Origin of the sequence: Agrobacterium tumefaciens (genome assembly GCF_005221385.1) — a bacterium.
Lineage (GTDB): Bacteria > Pseudomonadota > Alphaproteobacteria > Rhizobiales > Rhizobiaceae > Agrobacterium > Agrobacterium tomkonis.
Map to the genome: position 1 here is coordinate 1,654,685 of NZ_CP039903.1, position 25,029 is coordinate 1,679,713.

The window sequence follows — 25,029 nt, forward strand, 5'->3', positions numbered from 1 at the left end:
CAGGCAATGCCCCCATCTGCCGGCAATATCAAGCCCCGAATACCGACCAGCCGGTTTTCGTCGCCAGCAATTCCAGCGCCTGTGACCCGAGCGCCGAATTGCCGACCTTGTTGAGACCCGGCGACCAGACCGCAATCGAGGCATTGCCCGGCGCCACCGCCATGATACCGCCGCCGACGCCGCTCTTGCCCGGCAGGCCGACATGATAGGCGAAATCGCCCGATCCGTCATAGTGGCCACAGGTCAGCATCAGCGCATTGATGCGCCGTGCGCGGCGGTCGGAGACCACGGTGTGACCCGTCAGCGGGTTGCGGCCGCGATTGGCAAGGAACAGCCCGGCGCGCGAAAGCTGCGCACAGGTCATCGACAGCGCGCACTGATGGAAATAAACGCCGAGCGTATGTTCCACCGGGTGGTGCAGATTGCCGAAGGAGCGCATGAAATTGGCGAGTGCGAAATTGCGGAAACCCGTCGCCTGCTCGGATTTCGCCACCGTGTCGTCGATGCTGATCGTATCATCATCCGCGAGATAGCGCACGAAGCGCAGAAGCTCACCGATTGCCTCACGCGGCTGGTGGCCGGAAAGAACGATATCGGTCACCACGATCGCGCCGGCATTCACGAAGGGATTGCGCGGAATACCGTGCTCATGTTCCAGCTGGACGATGGAGTTGAAGGAAGAGCCTGAAGGTTCGCGCCCCACCCGGTTCCACACCGTCTCACCGGCCTTGCCGAGCGCCAGCGTCAGCATGAAGACCTTGGAGATGCTCTGGATCGAAAACGGCGTGAGCGCATTGCCGGCCGTATAGGTGGTTCCATCGACGGTGGTGATGGCAATGCCGAACTGGTTGGGATCGACCTTGGCGAGTTCGGGAATGTAATCCGCAACCTTCCCCTCACCCAGCCGCGGCAGCATGCTGTCGTAAATGGAATCGACGATCGCCTGAATATCCTGCATGCAAAGCCTTCCCCAGCAAACAAAAAAGCCGCCCCGAGGGGCGGCTTTCTCAATACTGAAACGCGTCGATTAACGCGAGTAGAATTCGACGACCAGATGCGGTTCCATGACGACCGGGTACGGAACGTCGGAAAGCGACGGAACGCGTGCGTAGGTCGCAACCATCTTGTTGTGGTCGACTTCGATGTAATCAGGAACGTCACGCTCAGCGAGCTGAACGGCTTCGAGAACCGTAACCAGCTGCTTGGACTTCTGACGAACTTCGATAACGTCGCCAGCCTTGCAACGGTAAGAACCGATGTTGACGCGAACGCCGTTAACCGTGACGTGGCCATGGTTGATGAACTGGCGCGATGCGAAAACGGTCGGAACGAACTTGGCGCGGTAGACGATGGCGTCCAGACGCGACTCGAGCAGGCCGATCAGGTTTTCAGAAGTATCACCCTTGCGACGGTTTGCTTCGTCAAAGGTGGCGCGGAACTGCTTTTCGCGCAGTTCGCCGTAGTAGCCCTTGAGCTTCTGCTTGGCGCGCAGCTGCGTGCCGAAGTCGCTCATCTTGCCCTTGCGGCGCTGGCCGTGCTGGCCCGGGCCGTATTCGCGGCGGTTTACCGGGGACTTCGGACGACCCCAGATGTTTTCGCCCATGCGGCGGTCGATTTTGTACTTGGCCGATTCGCGCTTGCTCATCGTATTTCCTTCTCAAAAGGTTATGCCGGTCTGTTACCAAACCGGTTTAAGGAAACACGCCCTCCTCTGAAGCCCGTTTCAGGGCCTCTGACAGGCTTCTCACATGCAAATGGAGAAACCACGGGACATGTCGGTGATATTGACCGCCGAACGTCAGCCTTTAAACTGCAAGGCAGTCAACAAAACACACCGGACATCACTGCCCGGCGTTGGGGCGGCTTCTATAGTCGTTTTACAAATTTGTCAAACAGCGCCTGCCGATTTTTTTTACGAGCTTGCCCTTGAAAACATCGAGGGGCCACCCATTTACCCATCGTGATCAGAACTCGGGCCCCTCTGACGTGTTACCGGACAACACGTGATGTCGAGTTTCTTTAGGTTGGGGCCCACGTATATTCTTGACACACGTTCCCCATCCGCAAAGCCAACCTCGTCCGGCTAAAGGTTGACTGATGGAGTTTCTCCTCAACGATTTTCTCGGCACCCCCACATGGATGTGGGCGGTCTTCATTTCTCTTGTCCTTGGCCTCTTGGCGCTCGATCTGGGCGTGCTGCACAAGAATTCCAAGGAAATCGGCATTCGCGAAAGCCTGCTGATGTCAGGCTTCTACATCGCCATCGGCTTGGCCTTCGGCGGCTGGATCTGGTATCAGTCCGGCCAGCAGTCGGCGATGGAATATGTCACCGGCTTCGTGGTCGAAAAAAGCCTGGCGATGGACAATATCTTCATCATCGCCATGATCTTCTCCTATTTCGCCATTCCCCGCCAATATCAGCACCGCGTGCTGCTTTGGGGTATCCTCGGCGTCATCATCCTGCGCGGCATCATGATTGCCGGTGGTGCTGCCATCGTCGAAAACTTCCACTGGGTGCTTTATCTCTTTGCGGCCTTCCTCGTCTTCACGGGCCTCAAGATGCTGTTCTCGTCCGACCATGACGAGGCCGATATCGGCAATAACCGCATCCTGAAATTCCTGCGCAGCCGCCTGCCGGTGACGGAGAAGCTGCATGGCGAGAAGTTCTTCGTCAAGGAAACGGATGCAGCCACTGGCAAGCTGAAGACCTTCGTGACGCCCCTGTTTCTGGCGCTGATCATGGTCGAAATCGCCGACCTGATCTTCGCGGTCGACTCGATCCCGGCGATCTTCGCGATCACCACCGATCCGTTTATCGTCTACACCTCGAATATCTTCGCGATCCTTGGCCTGCGCGCCCTCTATTTTGCGCTCGCCGCCCTGATCCACCGCTTCGCTTATCTGAAATATGCGCTGGCTGCGGTTCTGGTTTTCGTCGGTTCGAAGATTTTCGTGGCGGATATGCTCGGCATCGCCAAGATCCCGCCCGCCGTCTCGCTGGGTGTCACGGTCGCCATCCTCGCAACCGGCATCGTCGGTTCGCTGATCGCGACGCGAAAGGAAGCAAAGGCCATCGAGTAAGGATGAGCAAGATGAGGAGGCGGTAACGCCTCCTCACACGCCGTCACCCCGGACTTGATCCGGGGTCCAGCGCGATCAAGTCCTTGATCGCAACAGACTCGTCTCACGGCGCAGACGCGCCGTGGCTGGATGCCGGATCAAGTCCGGCATGACGGAAGGTATGTCAAACAAGCAGCCTGCCTACCTCACTCCGCTGCCAGTCTGGCATCATCCTCAGCCGCATCCGCATCGCCGGGTGCGGTTTTTGCGTCGAGATCAGGGAAAGCCACGATGCGCTTGCCGGAGAAATCGGCATGCACCACCACAAGCTCCTTCTCCTCGAAATAACCGAGCAGACGGCGAGCGCGGCGAGCGGAATGCGTGCCGTACGCACGGGCAATGCGGGCATCCGACGGGCAAGGCTCTTCACCCAGCGCCGCCTTGACGAGCAGCAGGAAGACGCCCTGCAGATCATCGGAAACCGACATCGACAATTCCAGGGCCTTCTCCCAGCCTTCGCTTGCCGCCATCGCCGCATCAACGCCTGAGCGGGCAATCGCCACCTGCCGGCGGAATTCCGGCAGCGTCATCGGCGTGCCGGGAATACGGCGCATACGGGCGCGCACCAGAAAATCCTGATAAAGCACGGCATCCGTGCGATAGGCCGATTGCGGATCGTCGAGAATTTCAACGAGCACGGCCCCGATCTTTTCCTCGCGCTCCTCCGGCGTCAGTTCCGGCTGACCGGCACGCGGAGACTGCTCCGGTGAAGGGCCAACGGCAGCGGGCGTGGAACGGGAGAGTTCGGCCAGAATATCCGTGGTCGGACGCGGCGCTGGTGGCGTCCGGCGCACGACAGCGCGCGTGAATTCTTCCGGATCCGGCGTGAAGATCAGGTCTTCCACATCCTGCGGCGCATCCGGCAGCGGCATCAGCTTCGGCGAGGACGAGCGCGCCGAGGTTTCCACCGCACCGATGACGATGGGCAGCGGACGGCGCGACAGCGCAGGCCCGAGCGCCACGAAGTTGCCGCGCTGCAGATCGCGGAACATTTCCGCCTGCCGCCGATCCATGCCGAGCAGATCGGCCGCACGCGCCATATCGATATCGAGGAAGGTGCGGCCCATCAGGAAGTTCGAGGCTTCCGCCGCCACGTTCTTGGCGAGCTTCGCCAGACGCTGGGTGGCGATGACGCCGGCAAGCCCGCGTTTACGGCCACGGCACATCAGATTGGTCATGGCGCCCAGCGACGCCTTGCGGGCATCCTCCGTCACTTCGCCGGCAACGGAGGGCGCAAACATCTGCGCCTCATCCACCACCACAAGCACGGGATACCAGAATTCGCGGTCCGCATCGAACAGGCCGTTGAGGAATGCGGCTGCGGCCCGCATCTGCTGTTCGACATCAAGGCCTTCCAGCGTCAGCACGCAGGAAACGCGGTGCTGGCGAATGCGGTTGGCGATACCTGCAAGTTCCGCTTCGGTGCGCTCGCCATCCACCACCACATGGCCGAACCTGTCGGAAAGCGTGACGAAATCACCCTCGGGATCGATGATGACCTGCTGCACCCATTGCGCCGATTGCTCCAGCAGCCGGCGCAGGAGATGCGACTTGCCGGAACCGGAATTGCCCTGCACCAGCAAACGCGTCGCAAGCAATTCCTCGATATCGAGCTTGGCCTGCTGCCCGCCCGATAGGGTTCCCATGTCGATGCCGACCTGCAATGTTCCGTTCCTCGTGCTGCATCTGATCCGGCCGATTCCCCTGGCGGCGGCCGAACATACTCTTTACCAAAAAATCGCCGGTTGCGTCTGCCCCATGCCGATAATGCACAGGCAATTGCACTGCCTCTAGGCAGCCCCGGATGATACCCGCAAAAATGAAAGCCGCCTGCCGAACACATTCAGCATCAGCCCGATGATGACCAATGCGGCACCGACCACTTCGAAGACCGTGATATGCTCGGCAAAAGCGAGATAGGCGCTGATGAAACCGACAATCGGCACCAGCAGCGAAAACGGCGCCACCGTCCCGGCCGGATACCGCAGAAGCAGGTAACTCCAGATGCCCGCACCGACGATCGTCGCACCATAGGCCATGTAGATCACCACGAAAGCCATCGTCGGCGTCGCATTGATCAGGCCTTCCGCAATCGCATCCGGTCCCTCCACCACCAGCGAAAGCAGGACCAACGGCAGAACTGGCACAAGGCTCGTCCATGCCACAAAGGAAACCGCATTCACCTGGCCGATGCGACGGTTGACGATGTTGCCGCAGGCCCAGGCAATGGCCGAACCGACCCCCATCAGCAGCGGCACCAGCGCTGCCGCCGTCATGCGCTCCAAACCGATGACCGCCAGCCCGCCAAACGCAATGATTGCGCCGAGGATCTGTGAAGGCAACGGCCGCTCGCCGAGAAACACCACGGCAAGCGCAAGCGTGAAGAAGGCCTGCGACTGCATGACCAGCGAAGCAAGCCCCGCCGGCAGGCCGAGCTTGATGGCCGGGTAAAGCAGGCCGAATTGCACGAAGCCCATCGCCATGCCGTAAACGATCATATGCCGCCAGGGCACATTGGGCTTCGGCAGGAAGAACACCAGGGGCACGGCGGCAAAGAAATAACGCACACCCGTCAGAAACAGAGGCGGCATGTCGGCAACGCCGACCTTGATGGCGACGAAGTTGAAGCCCCACAAAAACACGGTGATCAGGGCGAGAAGTATATGCGGCAATGCCATTTTGTTATGTCCGAATTTCAGGCGATCGAGAGGTGCCTTACGGCGCGACCGCCCTCTTCCAGCCAAAGGCAATGAGACCGGCGCCGATCAGGAGACCACCGCCCGTGCGATTGACAATGCGCTGAACCTTAGGCTTGCGGATCGTGTTGCGGGCGGCACTTGCCAGAAGTCCATAAAGGGCGGCGTTGACGGTGGCAAGCACCAGAAATGTCGCTTCGAAAATCAGCACCTGTGGCCAGAAGGGCAATGTCGGCACCAGAAACTGCGGCAGGAACGCCACGAAAAACACGATGCTTTTCGGGTTCAGCGCCGTCACGATATAGGCATGCAAGAAGATTTTAAGCGGCCTTTCGCGGCCCGTCACACCAGTTCCTTCCGCACCCTCGCCGGCAACCGGCGAACGCCACAGCTTGATGCCCAGATAGATAAGGTAAGCCGCACCGATCCATTTCAGGCCGGTGAAAAGTGCCGCCGATGTGGCAAGCAGCGCCCCGAGCCCCAGCATCGAGGCCGTCATGGCGGTGAAATCACCAAGCGCGACACCCGTCACCGTCGCGGTGCTGGCCCTGCGGCCATGGCCGAGCGCGTAAGAAATCACCAGCAGGATCGTCGGTCCCGGAATGGCGAGCATGATGGCGGATGCGGCCACGAAGGCCAGCCAGTTCTCCAGCGGCATGATGAAATCTCCCTTCACTCAATGCGGTGAGCAAGCCATGGAAACCGAGAGGTATCAAGCTTAAACTTCGAAGATTATGCCGCCCTGTCATCCAGCGGACGAACGGGCGGCTGCTCGCGTTTCATCGCCTGCGCAAGATCGTAATTCGACTGCATGGCAAGCCATGCGCGGGCTGTGCTGACACCTGCCCGCTCCAGCCGCACGGGCAAGGTCGGACGTGCAAGACAGATAATTTTGCCGACATCGTAGCCTCACACTCCGTCACCCCGGACTGGATCCGGGGTCCAGCACGATCAAGTCTTTGATCGCGTAAGACTCTTTCCACGGCGCAGACGCGCCGTGGCTGGATGCCGGATCAGGTCCGGCATGACGGAGGCGAGTGTTTCGAGCTTTGTCCATAGTCTGGGCAAACACTGGCTCCCATCGCATCGACACAAACAATATTAAAGGACGCATCAAGCCTCTCCAACATTTCTTCCGTCGCCAGAGAACCTCACCACCATCAAAACCGCGGCGCCCAGTAAGGCGGCGCCCAGTCCCGACGCATCTTCCGCTTAGAGGGCTCGAGGCCGATATCGTCCAGCATACGTTCGGGTAGATCGGCGATATCTGTCGGCGGCGCACGCGGCACCATGGCCGCGACAAGAACCGCCTTTAAGGTTTTCCATACGCCGAAGGTGACGAACAAACGGTCGACCGCATCCGGCAGCGCATATGCTACCAATGGTTGATTTTTCTGCATGGGAAATCCATCCTGGCGCGGCGAAGCGGCCAGGTCCTTTATCGATGGATAAGCGACATGCCGGAACGACGGGCGCAACACTCAGGCCACGCGAACGCACAATTTCAGATGTCGAACGAAGTGAAAATGCCAAACGGCAAGGAAATCAGGCAATAAGCCTTATCGGAGGTTGATGCCTCGGAACATGTAACCACCGATGACCATGCCGGAAATGCCAGACATGCCGTTAAGGCGCATATTAAAATTGTCAGTCATTCCACGCCTCCTTTAATAGCGGTTACAGACGAGGAGCATCTTACACGAGACGCCAGGCGCGACAAGTGGCCGCAATCTCGAATTGCAAAAGTCACACAGGATAGATGCAAAAATGCAACAGGCGCTAAGGCAGCAAACTCAGACCGCCGAAACGCTGAGGCCGAACCCTTGCATCAACCGCCGTGTGGCAAAATCCGGCTTGCCGGATGTGAAGACGGCAAAGTCGAAACCATCGGGGTGTTCCGCATCCTGCGGCAGCGGCACCAGATGGCGCGCCCGCCTCGCAATCGCTTCTGCCGGATCAAGCCAGTCCACCGGCCATGGAGCGAGCCGGCGAAACACGTTGGCCATGAAGGGGTAATGGGTGCAGGCGAGAACGACGATATCGGTGCGCTTGCCGTCACTATCAATGAAGCAGGGTTCGATTTCGGCCAGGACCGCCTCGTCCGAAACCGGCTCACCCCTGATCCAGCTTTCCGCCATGCGCGCCAGATTTTCAGAGCCCACGAGACGGACATGGCACTGTGTGGCGAAGGATTGGATGAGATCGCGCGTATAGGCACGCTTGACGGTGCCCGGCGTCGCCAGCACGGAGACGAGGCCGGAGCGGGTGCGTTCCGCAGCCGGCTTGATGGCGGGAACAGTGCCGACGAAAGTCATGTCCGGAAACCGCGCCCGAAGATCGGCCCCGGCGAGCGTGAAGGCAGTATTGCAAGCGATGATGCAGACTTCCGGACTATAATCCTGCAGCAGCGTTTCGAAGAGCGAGAGAATACGCGTCTTCAGCGCTTCCTCTTCCCAGCCGCCATAGGGAAAACCCGCATCGTCGGCCACATAGATGAAACCGCGCTCGGGCATCAGCACGCGCGCTTCGCGCAGCACCGTCAGCCCGCCAATGCCGGAATCAAACACCAGCACCGGTTTCAGCACATCGGCCGTGGCCTCACTCGTCTTCAGCATTCTCCCCGGCCCTCTCCGAATTGGCGCCTTCGGCCGACGGCGCCGCCCGGCCTGACTGCTTTGGCCACTGCCGGGGGAAACGGTCGAGCGAATTGATCACGCCGCGAAAAACGCTGATTTCCTGCTCGGAGAAACCCCGTCTCGACAGCACGGCACGCAGATTGTCGACCATTTTCGGCTTTTTTTCAGCAGGATGGAAATAACCACGCGCATCCAGCGCTTCCTCGATATGTTCGAACAGGCCGAAAACCTGTTCCTTGGTCGAAGGTCGCTGCTCGACGGACTGGAAAAGCGTTTCATCCAGGTCGTCCATGCCTGATTTCATCCATTCATAGGACATCAGCAGCACGGCCTGCGCAATGTTGAGCGAGGCAAAGGCGGGGTTTACCGGGAAGGTCACGATCTCGTCGGCCAGCGCCACCTCCTCATTGGTCAGCCCCCAGCGCTCCCGCCCGAACAGGATGCCGGTCTTTTCGCCGGCCTTGAATTTTGCCCTGAGCGTATGGGCGGCGGTCACCGGCGCGCGCACCGGCTTGAAACCGTAACGCTCGCGCGCCGTCGTGGCATAAACGAAATTGAGATCCTTGACCGCCTCTTCCAGCGTCGCGAACACCCTGGTGCCGTCGATGACGTGATCGGCCTTGGAAGCGGCAGCACGCGCCTTCTCGCTCGGCCAGCCATCACGCGGATTGACCAGACGCAATTCGGAAAGGCCGAAATTGGCCATTGCCCGCGCCACCATGCCGATATTTTCGCCGAGCTGCGGTTCGACCAGAATGATCGCCGGGCCTTCCGCCAGAAGTTCAAGCTCGCTGTTAGTGCCTGCCATCGTCATTTTCCAGTCTAGGATCGTCGCCCGTGTATGAGGTCAGGGCGTTAAACGGCGCCTCACTGACACAGATCGGCGGCAAAATCAAAGCCGTAGCGTATGCAAGCAGGACATCGGGCTGCAGAGACAAAGACCCAAAACCTGAACGGCGTCATCCTCGGGCTTGACCCGAGGATCCATAACCCGTTGAAATCATGGATCCTCGGGTCAAGCCCGAGGATGACGCCGAGTGTGAAGAAGCGTCATCGTCAAATTCGACCGGCGGCAACCGCCTTCACTCCCCCTTGATGATATTCGCCATCTCTTCGCGCAACGAGTCCCTGCCCTCATCGCCGACCCGGTGAATGTCGCTGATGACCGGCCGGCCGTCTTCCTCGATGACATCGAAATGAACTTCATCGACGGTCGCCTTCATTTCCGCCTCGTCCATGCAGGCCCAGAGCTTGAATTTCGCCGTCACATCAGTCACGCCGTCCGTCACCGCGCCCGGCGTCACCGAAACATCCGCCAGCGGGCAGCCGTCCTGCGAGTTCGTCACCACATCGTAACCGAAGGGATCGCCGGTCTCACCGCTTTCCGCCTCATAAGCCGGCTTCTTGGATGCTTCGCGATATTGGGTGACGAAGTCCTTGCTGAACAGGCTGGTCAGCATGTCCTCGTCGAAAATATATTTCCAGTTTTCGGCGTCGCCGGACCAGTTCTTGACGGTAATATCCATCACCTTCTGGACGGGGTCGGCAGGCCCGGCGGCGAGCGCGCTGTGCGAAAAGAGGACGGCGGCAGTCAGAAGCAGAATATTCCGCATGATGTGATCCCGGGATAGGCCCGACAGGCGGGCGAAGCGATTCGCCTGACTGTATTCAGGCATTGTGGTTTGGCAATGCGCAATCCACTGTTGCGCTGCGCCAAAAAAGCGCCCCCCATGGCTTTGCCTCAGACGCTCGCGATGCTATAGCCGCACCGGATATTTTTCCGGATACCGGCGTCATCAGGCGCCACAGCTTCGAAGGTGAGGAATTCATGGCAAAGATCAAGGTAGCCAATCCAGTCGTTGATCTCGACGGCGACGAAATGACCCGTATCATCTGGCAGCTGATCAAGGACAAGCTGATCCTGCCTTACCTCGATCTCGATATCGAATATTACGACCTCTCGGTTGAAAACCGCGATGCCACCAACGACCAGGTCACCGTCGATGCGGCACACGCCATCAAGAAGCACGGCGTCGGCATCAAGTGCGCCACCATCACCCCGGATGAAGCCCGCGTCGAGGAATTCGGCCTGAAGCAGATGTGGAAGAGCCCGAACGGCACGATCCGCAACATTCTGGGCGGCGTCATCTTCCGCGAGCCGATCATCTGCAAGAACGTTCCGCGCCTCGTTCCCGGCTGGACCAAGCCGATCGTCGTCGGCCGCCACGCTTTCGGCGACCAGTACAAGGCAACCGATTTCAAGTTCCCCGGCAAGGGCAAGCTGACGATCAAGTTCGTTGGTGAAGACGGTCAGGTCATCGAGAAGGACGTCTTCGACGCCCCGAGCGCCGGTGTTGCACTGGCCATGTACAACCTTGACGAATCCATCCGCGAATTCGCCCGCGCATCCATGATGTACGGCCTGATGCGCAAGTGGCCGGTTTACCTGTCCACCAAGAACACCATCCTCAAGGCCTATGACGGTCGCTTCAAGGATATCTTCGAAGAAGTTTACCAGACCGAGTTCAAGGCGAAGTTCGACGAAGTCGGCATCATCTATGAGCACCGCCTGATCGACGACATGGTCGCTTCCGCGCTCAAGTGGTCCGGCGGTTACGTCTGGGCCTGCAAGAACTACGATGGCGACGTTCAGTCCGACACGGTTGCGCAGGGCTTCGGCTCGCTCGGCCTGATGACCTCGGTTCTCCTGTCGCCGGATGGCCGCACGGTCGAAGCCGAAGCGGCACATGGCACGGTGACGCGCCACTACCGCCAGCACCAGAAGGGTCAGGAAACCTCGACCAACTCGATCGCTTCGATCTTCGCCTGGACCCGTGGCCTCGCCCACCGCGCCAAGCTGGACGACAATGCGGAACTGGCAAAGTTCGCGACAACGCTCGAAACCGTCTGCGTCGACACCGTCGAAAGCGGCTTCATGACCAAGGATCTGGCCCTGCTCATCGGTCCGGACCAGCCCTGGCTCTCCACCACCGCTTTCCTCGACAAGATCGACGAGAACCTCAAGAAGGCGATGGCGGCTTAAGCCTCTTCACTCAGTGACATTAAAACCCGGCCTCAGCGCCGGTTTTTTTTGCGCCATAAAGCTGAAACGTCAGCGCCGCGGCACGGGCAGAAAAAAGGTGGAAAAACTGGAAAACCGGGTCGAAACGCCCGGTTTTCTTTTTTTGTTCACAGTATCTTGATTAGACGTTGCACTAGGCGCAGACTTCGATTCTGCGCCGTGCCGTGGCCAGCACAACAATAAGACAAAGCTGAAACAGCATCTACTTACAGATAACTTGCCCGGCGCAGTCAAAACTTACCGCAGCGTCAGTACGATCTTCAAGGAGCGTGAGAATGATGCTGCGGATTATAAAAACACACCGCGCCAGTGAGGGACCCGCCAGGTTTCCCCATGAGGCTGCGGCGATTTTGCTTGGGGAGGCAGGACTATGAGTGAGTTGATCTTCTACACCAATCCCATGTCGCGCGGACGCATCGCGCGCTGGATGCTTGAAGAAGTGGGTGTTCCTTATAAAACGGAAATATTGAGTTTCGAAACCTCGATGAAATCACCCGCCTATCGGCTGATAAACCCGATGGCCAAGGTGCCGGCCATCAAACATGGCGATACCATCGTCACCGAGGCGGCGGCGATCTGCGCTTATCTGGCCGACGCCTTTCCCGGCGCCAACCTCGCACCGACACCGAAGGCACGCGGCCTTTATTACCGGTGGATGTTTTTCGCCGCTGGTCCGCTGGAAATGGCGGCCAGCATGAAGGCGATGGGTTTTGAAGTGCCGAAGGAAAAACTGCGCATGGCGGGCTGTGGCAGCTATGCGGATGTGATGAACACGCTTGAACGGGCGGTCAGCGAAAACCGTTTCATTGCCGGCGATCTCTTCACCGCAGCCGATGTTTATGTCGGCGCCCATATCGGCTGGGGGCTGCATTTCGGTACGATCGAAAAACGCCCGGCCTTTATCGACTACATGGCGCATCTCACCGAACGCCCGGCCTTCAAGCGCGCTGCCCAGCTTGATGAAGACGCGGCGAAAGATTTGCAGGCGACGGGATAATCGGCCGCGATATTGCAAAGAACGAACCACGGCCGTCCGAAAATCGCCCACAGGGTCGATCTTTGCGGCGGGTCTATTCATCGGATTGGCCGAGCGGTTCTCCGACCTCGATTGCATGCCCGTCCGGATCATAAAAGCGGAATACTCTCTGTCCCCAGGCCTGCCTCTGAACCGGATGGATAAGCTCGACATACGGTGCGATATTTTGAAAAGCCGCATCCACATCTGCGTGCTCGAAATACAGCAGCAGGTTTCGCCTGCCATAGGGCTCTTCCATGCCTGATGGTGCTTGCCAGACAGTCTCCTCAAGCGACCGCCCCTCATGGATGGCAAAGCCGCCCTCAAAGAGAACGAAATTCCCGAAGTCCCGCAATATTTGGAGGCTCAGCCGATCACGATAAAACGCCTTCGAGCGGTCTATATCGCGCACGAAAGGGATGGGATTTACAAAGCGCATCGCATGCCCTCCTCCCCGTCTTCAGCGCTCGATGGTCCATGCCATCTCTCGCAAGCCTCAGCGTAGAATTAAAAAAGGCGGGGTAAAACCCCGCCCCTTCCTCAATCTTTTCCGGATCAGGCCGCCAGTGCCGCGGCCACCGCTTCGATGGCCTCCTGCGCCTTGGCGCCATCCGGGCCGCCGGCCTGTGCCATATCCGGGCGTCCGCCGCCGCCCTTGCCGCCAAGCGCGGCCGAAGCGGTGCGGACGATATCGACGGCACTGAAACGGGCCGTCAGATCTTCGGTAACGGCAGCAACGGCGCTTGCCTTGCCATCGTCAGAAACCGCAATCAGCAGCACAACGCCTGAACCGAGATTGGCCTTGGCCTCATCGGCAAGACCCTTGAGATCCTTGGCATCGATGCCGGACAGGGATTTCGCAAGGAAATTGACGCCCGCGACCTGCTGGACATCGTTTGCGCCCGAATCCGACGAACCACCGCCCATGGCGAGCTTCTTGCGGGCATCGGCAAGCTCACGCTCCAGCTTTTTGCGCTCGTCAAGCAGCCCTTCAACGCGCGACAGCACGTCGCCCGGCTGAACCTTCAGCGATGAAGCCAATGCCTTCACCCGCTCATCCTGCTCGGCGAGATAGGCAAGCGCGCCCTGACCCGTTACGGCTTCAAGACGGCGCACACCCGCACCAACGGCGCTTTCGCCGAGAATGCGGATGAGACCGATCTGGCCGGTGGCTGCCACATGGGTGCCGCCGCAAAGCTCGACCGAATAGGGACGGTTGGCCTTCGCGCCATGAACGCCGGTGCCCATCGACACCACGCGAACTTCGTCGCCGTATTTTTCACCGAACAGCGCCATGGCGCCCTCGGCAATGGCGTCATCGACGCTCATCAGGCGGGTGACAACAGGCGAGTTCTGCAGCACGATCTCGTTCGCCATATCCTCAACGACCTTCAACTCCTCCGCCGACATCGGTTTGGGATGCGAAACGTCAAAGCGCAGGCGCTCGGGCGCGACCAGCGAACCCTTCTGGGCAACATGGGTGCCGAGCACTTCGCGCAGCGCCTCATGCAGCAGGTGTGTGGCGGAATGGTTGGCGCGCAGACGCGAACGGCGATCATGATCGACGGTCAGCTGCACGGCATCGCCGAGCTTCAGGCCGCCCTTGGAGACGGTACCGGAATGCACGAACAGGCCTTCGCCCTTCTTCTGGGTTTCGGAAACCGTGAAGGCGCCATTTTCGCCGGTAATCACGCCCGTATCGCCCATCTGGCCGCCGGACTCACCATAAAACGGCGTCTGGTTAACGACGATCTGGACCGTTTCTCCATCGGCGGCATTGTCCACCGCCTTGCCGTCCTTGACGATCGCCTGAATGACGCCTTCGGCGGTTTCCGTGTCATAACCGAGGAATTCGGTCGCGCCGAATTTTTCCTTCAGCTCGAACCAGACGGTCTCTGTCGCCTTGTCGCCGGAACCGGCCCAGTGCGAACGGGCTTCCGCCTTCTGGCGTTGCATGGCATCGGTGAAGCCGGAAATATCGACGCCGATTTCGCGAGCGCGCAGTGCATCCTGCGTCAGGTCGAGCGGGAAACCATAGGTGTCATAAAGCTTGAAGGCCGTTTCACCATCAAGCATGTCACCCTTGTGCAGCGTCGACGTGGCGTCGGAGAGCAGCGACAGGCCGCGCTCCAGCGTCTTGCGGAAACGGGTTTCCTCAAGCTTGAGCGTTTCGGAAATCAGCGCCTCGGCGCGGACCAGTTCCGGATAGGCACGGCCCATCTGTTGCACCAGCGCCGGCAAAAGCTTGTAGATCAGCGGCTCGCGCGAGCCCAGAAGCTCGGCATGGCGCATGGCGCGGCGCATGATGCGGCGCAGGACATAACCACGGCCTTCATTGGACGGCAAAACGCCATCGGCGATGAGGAAAGCAGACGAGCGCAGATGATCGGCAATGACGCGATGGCTGGCGCGCTTTTCGCCTTCGGCCGGAACACCGGTCGCTTCGACGGAAGCGGCGATCAATGCGCGGAACAGGTCCGTATCGTAATTGTCGTGTTTGCCCTGCAGCAGCGCCGAAATACGCTCAAGGCCCATGCCGGTGTCGATCGACGGGCGCGGCAGATCGATGCGCTCTTCCTTCGTCAGCTGCTCATATTGCATGAAGACGAGGTTCCAGATTTCGATGAACCGGTCGCCATCCTCTTCCGGCGAGCCGGGCGGGCCGCCCCAGATATGATCGCCATGATCGTAGAAGATTTCCGAACAGGGACCGCAGGGACCGGTATCGCCCATCGCCCAGAAATTGTCGCTGGTCGGGATGCGGATGATGCGGTCGTCGGAAAAGCCGGCGATCTTCTTCCAGAGATTAAAGGCCTCGTCATCGGTGTGATAGACCGTGACCAGCAGGCGATTGCGGTCGATGCCGAATTCCTTGGTGATCAGGTTCCAGGCATGGGTGATCGCCTCTTCCTTGAAATAATCGCCGAAGGAAAAATTGCCGAGCATTTCGAAGAAGGTATGGTGACGGGCGGTATAGCCGACATTGTCGAGGTCGTTATGCTTGCCGCCGGCACGCACGCATTTCTGCGCCGAAGCGGCGGTGGAATAAGGACGGCTCTCAAGGCCAGTGAAGACGTTCTTGAACTGCACCATGCCGGCATTGGTGAACATCAATGTCGGATCGTTGCGCGGCACCAGCGGGCTGGAGGGCACGATCTCGTGTCCATTCTTTTTGAAGTAGTCGAGAAAGGTCGACCGAATTTCATTTACACCGCTCATGCCCACACACCGCTCACAGCTGGAGTCCATCATTGCCATCACAAATGATGGCTATATTGCAAAATCAATGGCTTTTATCGTCCGTATCCTGCCCTGTCCAGCCATGCAGGCAAACCAAGGCGCATCGGCAAACAAAAAGGGCCAGGCGAGGGAAAATCGCACGGCCCATTTCGTTTCGATCAGCTCATTTTCAGCAAAGTGGCCAGACACTCTATGCCCGGCCCCTTTTTTGAGGTGTCAGCCCTCGTCGCCGTCACCGTCGCTATCGCCGGCATCCGGGCCGCCATTCTGCAGGAAGCGGTCAGCGATCAGACCGGCATTCTGGCGCAGCGCCAGCTCGATCTCATTGGCCGTTTCCGGATTGTCGCGCAGGAAGGTCTTGGCGTTCTCACGCCCCTGCCCCAGACGCTGGCTGTTATAAGAGAACCATGCGCCGGATTTCTCGACGATACCGGCCTTCACGCCGAGATCGACAAGCTCGCCGGTCTTGGAAACACCTTCGCCATACATGATGTCGAATTCCACCTGCTTGAAGGGCGGCGCCATCTTGTTCTTGACGACCTTCACACGCGTCTGGTTGCCGACCACCTCTTCGCGCTCCTTGACGGCGCCGATGCGGCGAATGTCAAGGCGTACGGAGGCGTAGAACTTCAGCGCATTACCGCCCGTCGTCGTTTCCGGCGAACCGAACATGACGCCGATCTTCATGCGGATCTGGTTGATGAAGATCACCATACACTTCGACTTGGAGATCGAAGCGGTAAGCTTGCGCAGCGCCTGGCTCATCAGACGCGCCTGAAGACCCGGCAGGCTATCGCCCATCTCGCCTTCGATTTCCGCCCGCGGCGTCAGTGCCGCGACCGAATCGACGACCAGAACGTCGACCGCGCCGGAACGAACCAGCGTATCGGTGATCTCCAGCGCCTGCTCGCCCGTATCCGGCTGAGAAATCAGCAGGCTCTGCAAATCCACACCCAGCTTGCGGGCATAGACCGGATCGAGCGCATGTTCGGCATCCACGAAGGCGCAGATGCCGCCCTTCTTCTGGGCTTCCGCAATGGTCTGCAACGCCAGCGTCGTTTTACCCGAGCTTTCCGGACCATAAATTTCAACGATGCGCCCCTTCGGCAGACCGCCGATGCCGAGCGCGATATCCAGGCTGAGCGAACCCGTCGAAACGGTTTCCACTTCAACCACATTTTCATTGGAACCGAGCTTCATGATCGATCCCTTGCCGAACGAACGTTCGATCTGGGAGAGCGCCGCTTCCAGTGCCTTGCTTTTATCCACGGATTTATCCTCTACGAGACGCAAAGAATTTTGTGCCATCTGAACCACCTTTAGGTTATTGAAGCCGCACAGGCAATGAAGCAGTATGGAAATGGTATGTACTCCATTTGTTCTCATTTCGCAAGGCGCAGCCAGCATATTGAAAACAAATAGCGATAAGTGGTTTGTTCTATCTTTGTTTTTCGGGTTCGGCCTATCGCCGCAAACGAGAAGTGACAGGCAAACGAACACGGGGGTCGGCCGAATCGTCCGGCCTTTCCATCCGCCAAAGAGGGAAAAGCAAGCGTGAAGAAAATACTCGTTCTGGGCGGCGCGCATATCGACAGACGCGGCATGATCGAGACTGAGACGGCGCCCGGCGCCAGCAATCCCGGCTCCTGGATGGAGGAGGCAGGCGGCGGCGGTTTCAACGCGGCGCGCAATCTTGCCCGGCTCGGTTTTGCTGTCCGCATCATCGCGCCACGCGGCGGCGACGTGACGGGCGAAGCGGTGGCGGAGGCCGCAAAATATGCCGGCGTCGAAGATACACCCTTCATTTTCCTCGACCGCCGCACGCCAAGCTACACCGCCATTCTGGAGCGTGACGGCAATCTGGTCATCGCCCTTGCCGATATGGACCTCTACAAGCTCTTTACCCCGCGCCGCCTGAAAGTGCGTGCCGTGCGCGAGGCGATCACGGCAAGCGACTTTCTGCTCTGCGACGCCAATCTGCCTGATGACACGCTGACGGCCCTCGGCCTCGTCGCCCGCGCCTGCGAAAAGCCGCTGGCTGCCATCGCCATTTCCCCCGCCAAGGCGGTGAAACTGAAAGGCGCGCTTGCCGATATCGACATTCTCTTCATGAACGAGGCGGAGGCACGAGCACTAACCGGAGAGACGGCGGCGAATGTCCGCGACTGGCCCGGCATTCTGCGCAAGGCCGGGCTTGCCGGCGGCGTCGTCACCCGCGGCGCAAGCGAGGTCGTGGCTTTCGATGCGACGCAAACCGTAACGCTCAACCCGCCCCTTATCCGCGAGGTAAAGGACGTGACCGGCGCCGGCGACGCCATGGCCTCCGGTTATCTTGCCGCGATCGCCGAGGGAAAGACCATCGCGGAAGCGCTGAGACAGGGCGCGGCCGCAGCGGCCATCACCGTGCAATCGCCCTTCGCCACCTCGCAGGATTTATCAAAAGACAGTGTCGATGCCATGTTGGGACTTGTTCCCGCAGCTGAAATACTGGCATGAACCCGCTTTCAAGAATTGGAACAGAATAAATGACCCGCCCCATCTCCCCGCTCCTGCCCATCGTTTATTCACGGGAAGTCGCCGCCGCCAAGCAGCGCGGTGCGCCGATCGTGGCACTTGAATCGACCATCATCACCCATGGCATGCCCTATCCCGGCAATATCGAGATGGCCGAAAGCGTCGAACAGATCATTCGCGACCAGGGCGCCGTTCCGGCGACCATCGCCGTCATTCACGGCACCCTGCACATCGGCCTCGAAAAGGACCAGCTGGAGGCGCTCGCCCAGACCACTGACGCCATGAAGGTCTCGCGCGCCGATATCGCCTTCGCAATTGCCGAGCGCCGCACCGGCGCCACCACGGTTGCCGCCACCATGATTGCCGCTGCCCGCGCCGGCATCCGCGTTTTCGCCACCGGCGGCATCGGCGGTGTGCACAAGGGCGCGGAGGAGACGTTCGACATCTCCGCCGATCTGACCGAACTTGCCAAGACCGGCGTCATCGTCGTCTGCGCCGGCGCCAAGGCGATCCTCGACATCCCAAAGACGCTCGAGGTTCTCGAAACCAACGGCGTACCTGTCGTCACCTTCGGCTCGGAAGAATTCCCGGCCTTCTGGTCGCGCTCCTCCGGCCTGGCAAGCCCGCTTTCGCTGAACAGCCCGGCGGCAATCGCCAATTTCCAGGTGACCCGCGAACAGCTCGGCATCGATGGCGGCATGCTGATCGCCAACCCCGTGCCGGAAGAAGACGAAATCCCCCGCGAAGAAATGGAAATCTACATCAACCGCGCCATCTCCCATGCGGAGCGCGACGAGGTCACCGGCAAGGAAGTTACCCCCTACCTGCTCGGCGACATCTTCCGACTGACGGATGGCCGCAGCCTGGAAACCAATATCGCGCTGGTGCGTAATAATGCCCAGCTGGCCGCGGAGATCGCGGTGGCGCTGAACTGAAGAGCATTCAGTTTTCTCAGTCATCCTCGGGCTTGACCCGAGGATCCACGTTGCGACAACAGGAATGGATCCTCGCCTCAAGGGCGAGGATGACGGTGCGAAAGTAGCAAGCTCGAAACCAACAAAAAAGGCCCGGAAAGCTTGCGCTCTCCGGGCCTTCGTTTTTCTGCAGGACCCGATCAGTTCTGGGCGACCGGCTTCACCAGCGGCGTCACGCGGCGGATGGTGACGCGGCGGTTCTGCTGTTCCGGACCGAGTGTCTGGACCTTCAGGTAACGCTCGCCATAACCCTGCGTCGCGAGGTTTTCCGGCGGAATGCCGTAGACATCGGTCAGCACATTGGCAACGGAAGCGGCGCGCTCGTCGGAAAGAACGAGGTTGCTTTCATCGGAGCCGACGGCATCGGTATGGCCTTCGATCAGGAAGGTTTCCGCCGGGTTCTTTTCCAGCGCCTTGTTGATCGCATCGGCCACCTTGCGCAGTGAGCGAGCCTGCGCCATCGGAATGTCGGCGCTGCCGGTGGCAAAGGTGATCGTATCGAGGTCGATACGGCGCACCTTGTCGCGGATACGGGCCGAATAGCGTACTTCATCCAGCGAATAGACACGCTCCACGGGTTCGACCGGCGGCTGCTCGAGGAAGCGGTAATAATCGCGGTCCGGATCGCTCGACGTGTCGATGATGTAGTCACGAACGGGAATACGCAGGCGCATCGGCGGCAGGTCGAGGCCCGGATCACGATAGACATAATCGCGGTCTGGATCGTCCATCAGCTCGGGCGCATAGAACAGCACATATTCCCGGCCGCGATCATCGATGCGCGAGCGCTGGATCACGTCGCCATAACGATTGCGGATCGTCACCACCTGCGTACCATCACGACGCTCGACGGTTTCGCGCACACGACCGCCCTGCAGACGCTCGTAATAGGGCTCGCCGCCATCACGGATGAAGCGCTGGTTGTCATCGCCACGCACGACGACACGATCGCCGAATTGCAGGATGATCGGCGCATCGCGATCCCGGTCACGCGGGCGGCCCTCACGTGGCTGCCACTCGCGCACGCCTTCCGGCCGCTCATATTGCGGACGGCGGTCGATGCGCTCACCCTGCTGGGAGGTGATCGCCTCCATTTTCACGGGCGGCGGCGGGGTCTTGCCTTCAGCGGCACCGGCGCGCTGCGCCTCGGCGTCCGAGGTAGGCACCTTCACCTCACCGGCCTGTTCACGCTCGCGGCGGCGTTGCTCTCGGGCCTGATTGTTGCCGGAGCGCTCCACTTCCTTATCACTGTCGAGAACGGCCGCACCCTTGTCGACCGGCAGGATGACGGTGTCGGCGGTCTTGGACGGGTCCTTGGCAACCGCCTTGGCCTTGTCCAATTCTTCCTTCGTCATGGGCGGTGCTTCCGTCTGCGGAACAGCAACCTGGTTGGGAACGGGCTCACCGGCAGGCGCCTGTCCGGTCGTGGCGCCGCTTGGCGGCGGGGGCGTCGGGGTGCCCGGCACCGGCGCTGCAGGCTCGGCTTTGCCCTGACCTTCGGCCGGTTTTTCGGAAGGCTGCTGGCCGGGTGCGGGGTTGGGCTGCGCCTCCGGCGCCGGCGGACGTGCAGGTGTCGGCGCTTCCGTCGGAACAGGCGCTTCCTTCGCGGCGGGTTCTGGAGCGTCAGGTTTTTTCTCCGGAACAGCCTTTTCGGCCGGTTCGGATTTCTGTTCCGGAGCCTTTTCTTCTACCTGCGGCTTTTTCTCACGCGGTTTGGCTGGCTGCTCGGCATTATCAGGACGTGCGGCAGGCTGCTCAGCGGCAGGCTCTTTCGCGCGCTCCTTGCGCGGACGCGCCTCACCCTCACCCGCAGGCTGTTCCGCGCGCTCAGGTTTACGTGGGCGCTCCTTCGGCTGCTGTTCGGCCGGCGCTGCCTCGGGTGCAGCTTCAGGAGCGGCCTCCGGGCGCTGGCGTGCGGGGCGCTGCTCGCCTTCCCCTTGAGGCTCCTGTGCCCGCTCCGGTTTGCGTGGGCGTTCCTGCGGCTGTTCGGCAGGCGCCGGCTCAGGGCGGGCTTCGCGCTGCTGCGGCTCACGCTGAGGTTCCGGCTGTGCTTCACGCTTGGGTTCGGGCTTGGGTTCCGGCTGCGCTTCACGTTGCGGCTCGGGGCGCGGTTCGGCGGGTGCGGCTTCGGGCTTCGGCTCAGGGGCCTGCTTCGGCGGCTCGGCCTGCGGCTGCGCTTCTTCGGCCTGCTGGCGCTGTTTGCGCAGAATCTCTTCCGGGTTCTGCTCTTCGGCGACCTGGCCTTCCGGTTGCGCCTGCGCCAGAATAAGCGGGCTCTGCAACTTGGGCATCTGCGTCTGCGTCCGCGCGGCTCCGGCAAAACCGGCAGCAGCGGGCTCCACCGCAATCGCCAGCGACATGAGGGGGAAAACCACCCCCGTCAGCAATCTGTTCTTCTTCAGCATCGGTGCTTCCTCATCTGCCATTATTGGTCGCTTGTGTCGCGACATCTTGAACCGGCTGCGCATGCAGGCGCTGGTCAACGCCTTGCACACGCTTCGGTTCCCATGATGGACAAAGCCTTGTGTACCGGAAATGAACAGATCAAGGCGTTTTCGTGAAAGCTCTGCGGCGCAATCGAGGTGACTAATATTGCAGTTGCATTTTTTGACCAACCGGATGAATAATTGCCCCGGCGCTGAAGGCCACGGAAAACAAAAAACATTCCGTCGCGCCTTGCGCTTATGGCGTCCGCACTGAAAACAACAACAGACTGCGGATGAACGACCAAAAGAGAGGATCGAAATGCCTATTTCCACCCGTCTGCTCGCAGCCGCATCGATTGCCGCCATCTCGCTGTTTTCAGGCGCAGCCCTTGCGCAGGACAAGATCGTCATCGGCACCGAAGGCGCCTATCCGCCCTTCAACAATCTTGAAGCCGACGGCACGCTGACCGGCTTCGACATCGACATCGCCAAGGCGATGTGCGAACAAATGAAGGCTGAGTGCACCTTCGTCACCAATGACTGGGACGGCATCATTCCCGCCCTTCAGGCCAAGAAGTTCGACGCCATCATCGCGTCCATGTCGATCACGCCCGAGCGTCTCGAGAAGGTCGACTTCTCCAAGAAATATTACAACACCCCGCCGGCCATCGCCGTGCCGAAGGATTCGCCGATCAAGTCCCTCGACGACCTGAAGGGCAAGTCGCTCGGCGCACAGGGTTCCACCACCCACTCCAACTACGCCGAAAAGCACTTTCCGGATGCCGACGTGAAGATGTATCCGACCGCCGATGAATATAAGCTCGATATCGCCAATGGCCGTATCGACGCCGTCATCGACGATATCGTCGTGCTTTCGGAATGGCTGAAGACGGATGCCGGCGCCTGCTGCAAGATCCTGACGCCGCTCAAGGTCGATGTCGAGATCAACGGCAATGGCGCAGGCGTTGCGGTGCGCAAGGGTGACACGGCGCTCGCCGATAAATTCACGGCTGCCATCGCCGGTATCCGCGCCAGCGGCAAGTACCAGGAGATCAATAAAAAATACTTCGATTTCGACGTTTACGGCGAGTAAGCCTGCTCGATCTGTTGAAATCTGGTGGCGGAAGGCTTGCCCTTCCGCCATTTTTGTTTGAAAACGTCACCATAACAATCACGGCGGCTTAAGACCGCGGGGGAAAACTGGCATGAGCGGAGCATTTTCCGCCATAGGTGCGTTCTGGACCTATGTCTCGACACTTCTCGACCCCTTCTGCGGTCCGGTCGGTCTCTTCTCGCTTTTCGGAAACGGCACCCTTGTTGCGTGTGGTGATGCAGGCTGGGGCGATGAAATCGCCTTCGGCGTCAAGGTCACCATCTCGCTGGCGCTTGCGACATTGCCCGTCGGCCTGCTGATCGGCTTCCTCATTGCGCTTGCGGCGCAATCGGAGGAGAAGTCGCTACGGCTGGCGACCGGCATCTACACAACCATCTTCCGTGGCCTGCCGGAACTGCTGACGCTCTTCATCGTCTATTACGGCATTCAGATGCTGCTGCAATCAGCAGCGGGTTATGTCGGCATCACCGGCCCCGTCGAGATCAACGCCTTCGTGGCCGGCATGGTCGCGCTATCAGTCGTGTTCTCATCCTATGCCTCCGAAGTGCTGCTCTCCGCCTTCAAGGCCATTCCCAGGGGCCAATATGAGGCGGGCCATGCGCTTGGCCTGTCACGCGGCCGCACCATGGTGCTCATCATCATTCCGCAACTGGTCAGGATCGCCCTGCCCGGCATGACCAACCTCTGGGTCATCCTGCTCAAAGACACGTCCTACGTCTCGATCATCGGACTTGCCGATATCATCCGTCAGACCGGCATCGCCGCACGTGTCAGCAAGGAAGCATTCTTCTTCTACGGCATCGCCTGCCTGCTCTACCTCATTCTCGCACTTCTCTCCTCCATCGGGATCGGCTTCATCGATCGCTGGTCACGCAAGTCGGAGGCACGCCGATGAGCCATATCCAGGAACTCATTCCGCCGCGCCCGGCGCCAGCCATAGCCGACAAGCCGCTCAACATATCGCGCATCGTCGGCATCGGCGTCATCACGCTCTGGCTGCTGCTCGCCGCCGGCTTGATCTTCGCGATGATCGAAGGGTGGGACTGGGCGAAATTCGAACGTTACGGGCCGCGTTACATTGACGGCCTCATCACCACCATCACGCTGGTCGGCAGTTCGATCATTCTCGGCGCAATCCTCTCGGTGCCGATCGCCTTTGCGCGTATGTCGAAAAACCGCGTCCTCGGCTCGCTGGCCTATGCCTATGTCTACGTCTTCCGCAGCACGCCGCTTCTGGCCCAGCTTTTCCTGATCTATTACGGCCTCGGCAGCTTCCGCCCGCAATTGGAGACGGTCGGGCTGTGGTGGTTCTTCCGGGAAGCCTGGTATTGCGGCCTCCTGTCGCTGACCCTCAATACCGCCGCCTATCAGGCCGAAATCCTGCGCGGCGCAATCCGCAGCGTGCCGCTCGGCCAGCATGAGGGCGCCGCCTCGCTCGGCATTTCGAAATTCATCACCTTCCGCAAGATCATCCTGCCGCAGGCACTCATCGTCGCGCTGCGTCCTTACGGAAACGAGATCATCCTGATGATTAAAGGCTCGGCAGTCGTCTCCATCGTCACGGTTTTCGACCTGATGGGACAGACCCGCTACGCCTTTTCCCGCACCTTCGATTATCAGGCTTATCTTTGGGCGGCGATCTTCTACCTGACAATCGTCGAGACGCTGAGACATGTCTGGGCCTGGCTGGAAGCCCGCCTGACGCGCCACCTCAAGCGTTAGGCCGAAGCTTGGCAGCACTCATCAAATGAGGCTGCCAACATTTTGAAAAATATAACTATTTTGTGACAACTTATGGCTTTGGCAAGGTTGGATTAACCCTGTCGTGTTCCCATGTCAGATACAGCGGCAACGCTGTGATCGGCAATCATGGAAACGGGAACCGCCGTCATGAACAAGGACATGGAAATGATGCTGAGAGGCTACGGCCTCACCACCGCCCAGATATTCTACCGCATGCCGGACCATCCGCTGGTTCTGCAGACCTATGTCTGGCAGGACTACGATCTCGCCCCGGATTTCCCCGAAATGCACGGTTTCCTCAAATTCTGGCAGGAAAAGCTCGACGGACCGTTACACTCCGTCCGCTACGTGCACCGGCAGGTAATCTCGGCGCAGGAATGGCGTGCGCTTAAAGGGGAGTTCATCCTCCACTGAAAACTGTTCCCACATAAACGTTGCGCCAACCACCGTTGCGGCTTACAGCAAACGT

The 25,029-nt window shown here is 59.9% G+C and carries 23 protein-coding genes; 9 read left to right on the forward strand and 14 right to left on the reverse strand.

What is annotated here, in order from left to right; translation table 11 throughout:
* Positions 1-28 precede the first annotated feature (28 nt).
* Both CFBP6623_RS08265 and rpsD read right to left on the reverse strand, forming a co-directional pair.
* Positions 29-958: a glutaminase gene (locus CFBP6623_RS08265; protein ID WP_046798222.1), complete on the reverse strand. Its 930-nt coding sequence runs from the start codon at positions 956-958 to the stop codon at positions 29-31.
* Between the two features lie 69 nt (positions 959-1,027).
* A complete protein-coding gene (gene rpsD / locus CFBP6623_RS08270; protein ID WP_046798221.1) occupies positions 1,028-1,645 on the reverse strand; it encodes a 30S ribosomal protein S4 in 618 nt (205 codons plus the stop codon).
* A 452-nt stretch (positions 1,646-2,097) separates the two neighbouring features.
* On the opposite strand from rpsD, the gene CFBP6623_RS08275 reads away from it, so the two are divergent.
* Complete coding sequence (locus tag CFBP6623_RS08275; protein WP_046798220.1) at positions 2,098-3,081, forward strand: TerC family protein; 984 nt, start codon at positions 2,098-2,100, stop codon at positions 3,079-3,081.
* Positions 3,082-3,266: 185 nt separating this feature from the next.
* Here CFBP6623_RS08275 and CFBP6623_RS08280 read toward each other — a convergent pair whose 3' ends face one another.
* The 8 genes from CFBP6623_RS08280 to CFBP6623_RS08315 all read right to left on the reverse strand — a co-directional run bounded on the left by CFBP6623_RS08280 (position 3,267) and on the right by CFBP6623_RS08315 (position 10,065).
* Positions 3,267-4,784 (reverse strand): ATP-binding protein, encoded by a 1,518-nt coding sequence (locus CFBP6623_RS08280; protein WP_167379143.1) that lies wholly within the window; start codon positions 4,782-4,784, stop codon positions 3,267-3,269.
* 126 nt (positions 4,785-4,910) lie between these two features.
* The gene (locus tag CFBP6623_RS08285) at positions 4,911-5,798 is read right to left on the reverse strand and encodes an EamA family transporter (RefSeq protein ID WP_046798218.1); all 888 of its coding nucleotides are present in this window, start codon (positions 5,796-5,798) and stop codon (positions 4,911-4,913) included.
* A gap of 37 nt (positions 5,799-5,835) precedes the next feature.
* Positions 5,836-6,474 (reverse strand): LysE family translocator, encoded by a 639-nt coding sequence (locus tag CFBP6623_RS08290; RefSeq protein WP_046798217.1) that lies wholly within the window; start codon positions 6,472-6,474, stop codon positions 5,836-5,838.
* 74 nt (positions 6,475-6,548) lie between these two features.
* Positions 6,549-6,683, reverse strand: a complete 135-nt coding sequence (locus tag CFBP6623_RS27200; RefSeq protein WP_269747823.1) for a hypothetical protein — start codon at positions 6,681-6,683, stop codon at positions 6,549-6,551.
* A 293-nt stretch (positions 6,684-6,976) separates the two neighbouring features.
* Positions 6,977-7,216, reverse strand: coding sequence for a hypothetical protein (locus CFBP6623_RS08300; protein ID WP_052821279.1), 240 nt, complete (start codon positions 7,214-7,216; stop codon positions 6,977-6,979).
* A 393-nt stretch (positions 7,217-7,609) separates the two neighbouring features.
* Positions 7,610-8,431 (reverse strand): glutamate racemase, encoded by an 822-nt coding sequence (murI, locus tag CFBP6623_RS08305; RefSeq protein ID WP_046798216.1) that lies wholly within the window; start codon positions 8,429-8,431, stop codon positions 7,610-7,612.
* Positions 8,415-9,260 carry an RNA methyltransferase gene (locus tag CFBP6623_RS08310; protein WP_080841999.1) on the reverse strand — a complete coding sequence of 282 codons (846 nt, stop codon included), beginning with the start codon at positions 9,258-9,260 and terminating at the stop codon, positions 8,415-8,417. Before CFBP6623_RS08310 ends, murI begins: the two co-directional genes overlap by 17 nt.
* 274 nt (positions 9,261-9,534) lie before the next feature.
* Positions 9,535-10,065 carry a hypothetical protein gene (locus CFBP6623_RS08315; protein ID WP_046798444.1) on the reverse strand — a complete coding sequence of 177 codons (531 nt, stop codon included), beginning with the start codon at positions 10,063-10,065 and terminating at the stop codon, positions 9,535-9,537.
* A gap of 215 nt (positions 10,066-10,280) precedes the next feature.
* On the opposite strand from CFBP6623_RS08315, the gene CFBP6623_RS08320 reads away from it, so the two are divergent.
* A complete protein-coding gene (locus CFBP6623_RS08320) occupies positions 10,281-11,495 on the forward strand; it encodes an NADP-dependent isocitrate dehydrogenase (protein WP_046798443.1) in 1,215 nt (404 codons plus the stop codon).
* Positions 11,496-11,904: 409 nt separating this feature from the next.
* Complete coding sequence (locus CFBP6623_RS08325; protein WP_046798214.1) at positions 11,905-12,531, forward strand: glutathione S-transferase family protein; 627 nt, start codon at positions 11,905-11,907, stop codon at positions 12,529-12,531.
* Positions 12,532-12,604: 73 nt separating this feature from the next.
* Here CFBP6623_RS08325 and CFBP6623_RS08330 read toward each other — a convergent pair whose 3' ends face one another.
* From CFBP6623_RS08330 to recA, 3 genes are all read right to left on the reverse strand, one after another.
* Positions 12,605-12,988 (reverse strand): VOC family protein, encoded by a 384-nt coding sequence (locus tag CFBP6623_RS08330; protein WP_046798213.1) that lies wholly within the window; start codon positions 12,986-12,988, stop codon positions 12,605-12,607.
* A gap of 116 nt (positions 12,989-13,104) precedes the next feature.
* Positions 13,105-15,768, reverse strand: coding sequence for an alanine--tRNA ligase (alaS, locus tag CFBP6623_RS08335; RefSeq protein ID WP_046798212.1), 2,664 nt, complete (start codon positions 15,766-15,768; stop codon positions 13,105-13,107).
* A gap of 237 nt (positions 15,769-16,005) precedes the next feature.
* A complete protein-coding gene (gene recA, locus CFBP6623_RS08340) occupies positions 16,006-17,097 on the reverse strand; it encodes a recombinase RecA (RefSeq protein WP_046798211.1) in 1,092 nt (363 codons plus the stop codon).
* A 246-nt stretch (positions 17,098-17,343) separates the two neighbouring features.
* Between recA and CFBP6623_RS08345 the strand changes: the two genes are divergently transcribed.
* Both CFBP6623_RS08345 and CFBP6623_RS08350 read left to right on the forward strand, forming a co-directional pair.
* Positions 17,344-18,285 carry a carbohydrate kinase family protein gene (locus CFBP6623_RS08345; RefSeq protein WP_080841998.1) on the forward strand — a complete coding sequence of 314 codons (942 nt, stop codon included), beginning with the start codon at positions 17,344-17,346 and terminating at the stop codon, positions 18,283-18,285.
* 29 nt (positions 18,286-18,314) lie between these two features.
* Positions 18,315-19,238 carry a pseudouridine-5'-phosphate glycosidase gene (locus CFBP6623_RS08350; RefSeq protein ID WP_046798210.1) on the forward strand — a complete coding sequence of 308 codons (924 nt, stop codon included), beginning with the start codon at positions 18,315-18,317 and terminating at the stop codon, positions 19,236-19,238.
* Positions 19,239-19,417: 179 nt separating this feature from the next.
* On the opposite strand, the gene CFBP6623_RS08355 is transcribed toward CFBP6623_RS08350, so the two are convergent.
* The gene (locus CFBP6623_RS08355; RefSeq protein WP_046798441.1) at positions 19,418-21,682 is read right to left on the reverse strand and encodes an OmpA family protein; all 2,265 of its coding nucleotides are present in this window, start codon (positions 21,680-21,682) and stop codon (positions 19,418-19,420) included.
* A 340-nt stretch (positions 21,683-22,022) separates the two neighbouring features.
* Here CFBP6623_RS08355 and CFBP6623_RS08365 point away from each other — a divergent pair, with 340 nt between their 5' ends.
* From CFBP6623_RS08365 to CFBP6623_RS08380, 4 genes are all read left to right on the forward strand, one after another.
* On the forward strand, positions 22,023-22,796 hold the full coding sequence (locus CFBP6623_RS08365) for an ABC transporter substrate-binding protein (protein ID WP_046798209.1): 774 nt from the start codon (positions 22,023-22,025) through the stop codon (positions 22,794-22,796).
* 112 nt (positions 22,797-22,908) lie between these two features.
* Complete coding sequence (locus CFBP6623_RS08370) at positions 22,909-23,712, forward strand: ABC transporter permease (protein ID WP_046798208.1); 804 nt, start codon at positions 22,909-22,911, stop codon at positions 23,710-23,712.
* A complete protein-coding gene (locus CFBP6623_RS08375; protein ID WP_046798207.1) occupies positions 23,709-24,539 on the forward strand; it encodes an ABC transporter permease in 831 nt (276 codons plus the stop codon). Before CFBP6623_RS08370 ends, CFBP6623_RS08375 begins: the two co-directional genes overlap by 4 nt.
* Positions 24,540-24,707: 168 nt before the next feature.
* Positions 24,708-24,974, forward strand: coding sequence for an usg protein (locus CFBP6623_RS08380; RefSeq protein ID WP_035224318.1), 267 nt, complete (start codon positions 24,708-24,710; stop codon positions 24,972-24,974).
* Positions 24,975-25,029: the final 55 nt, after the last annotated feature.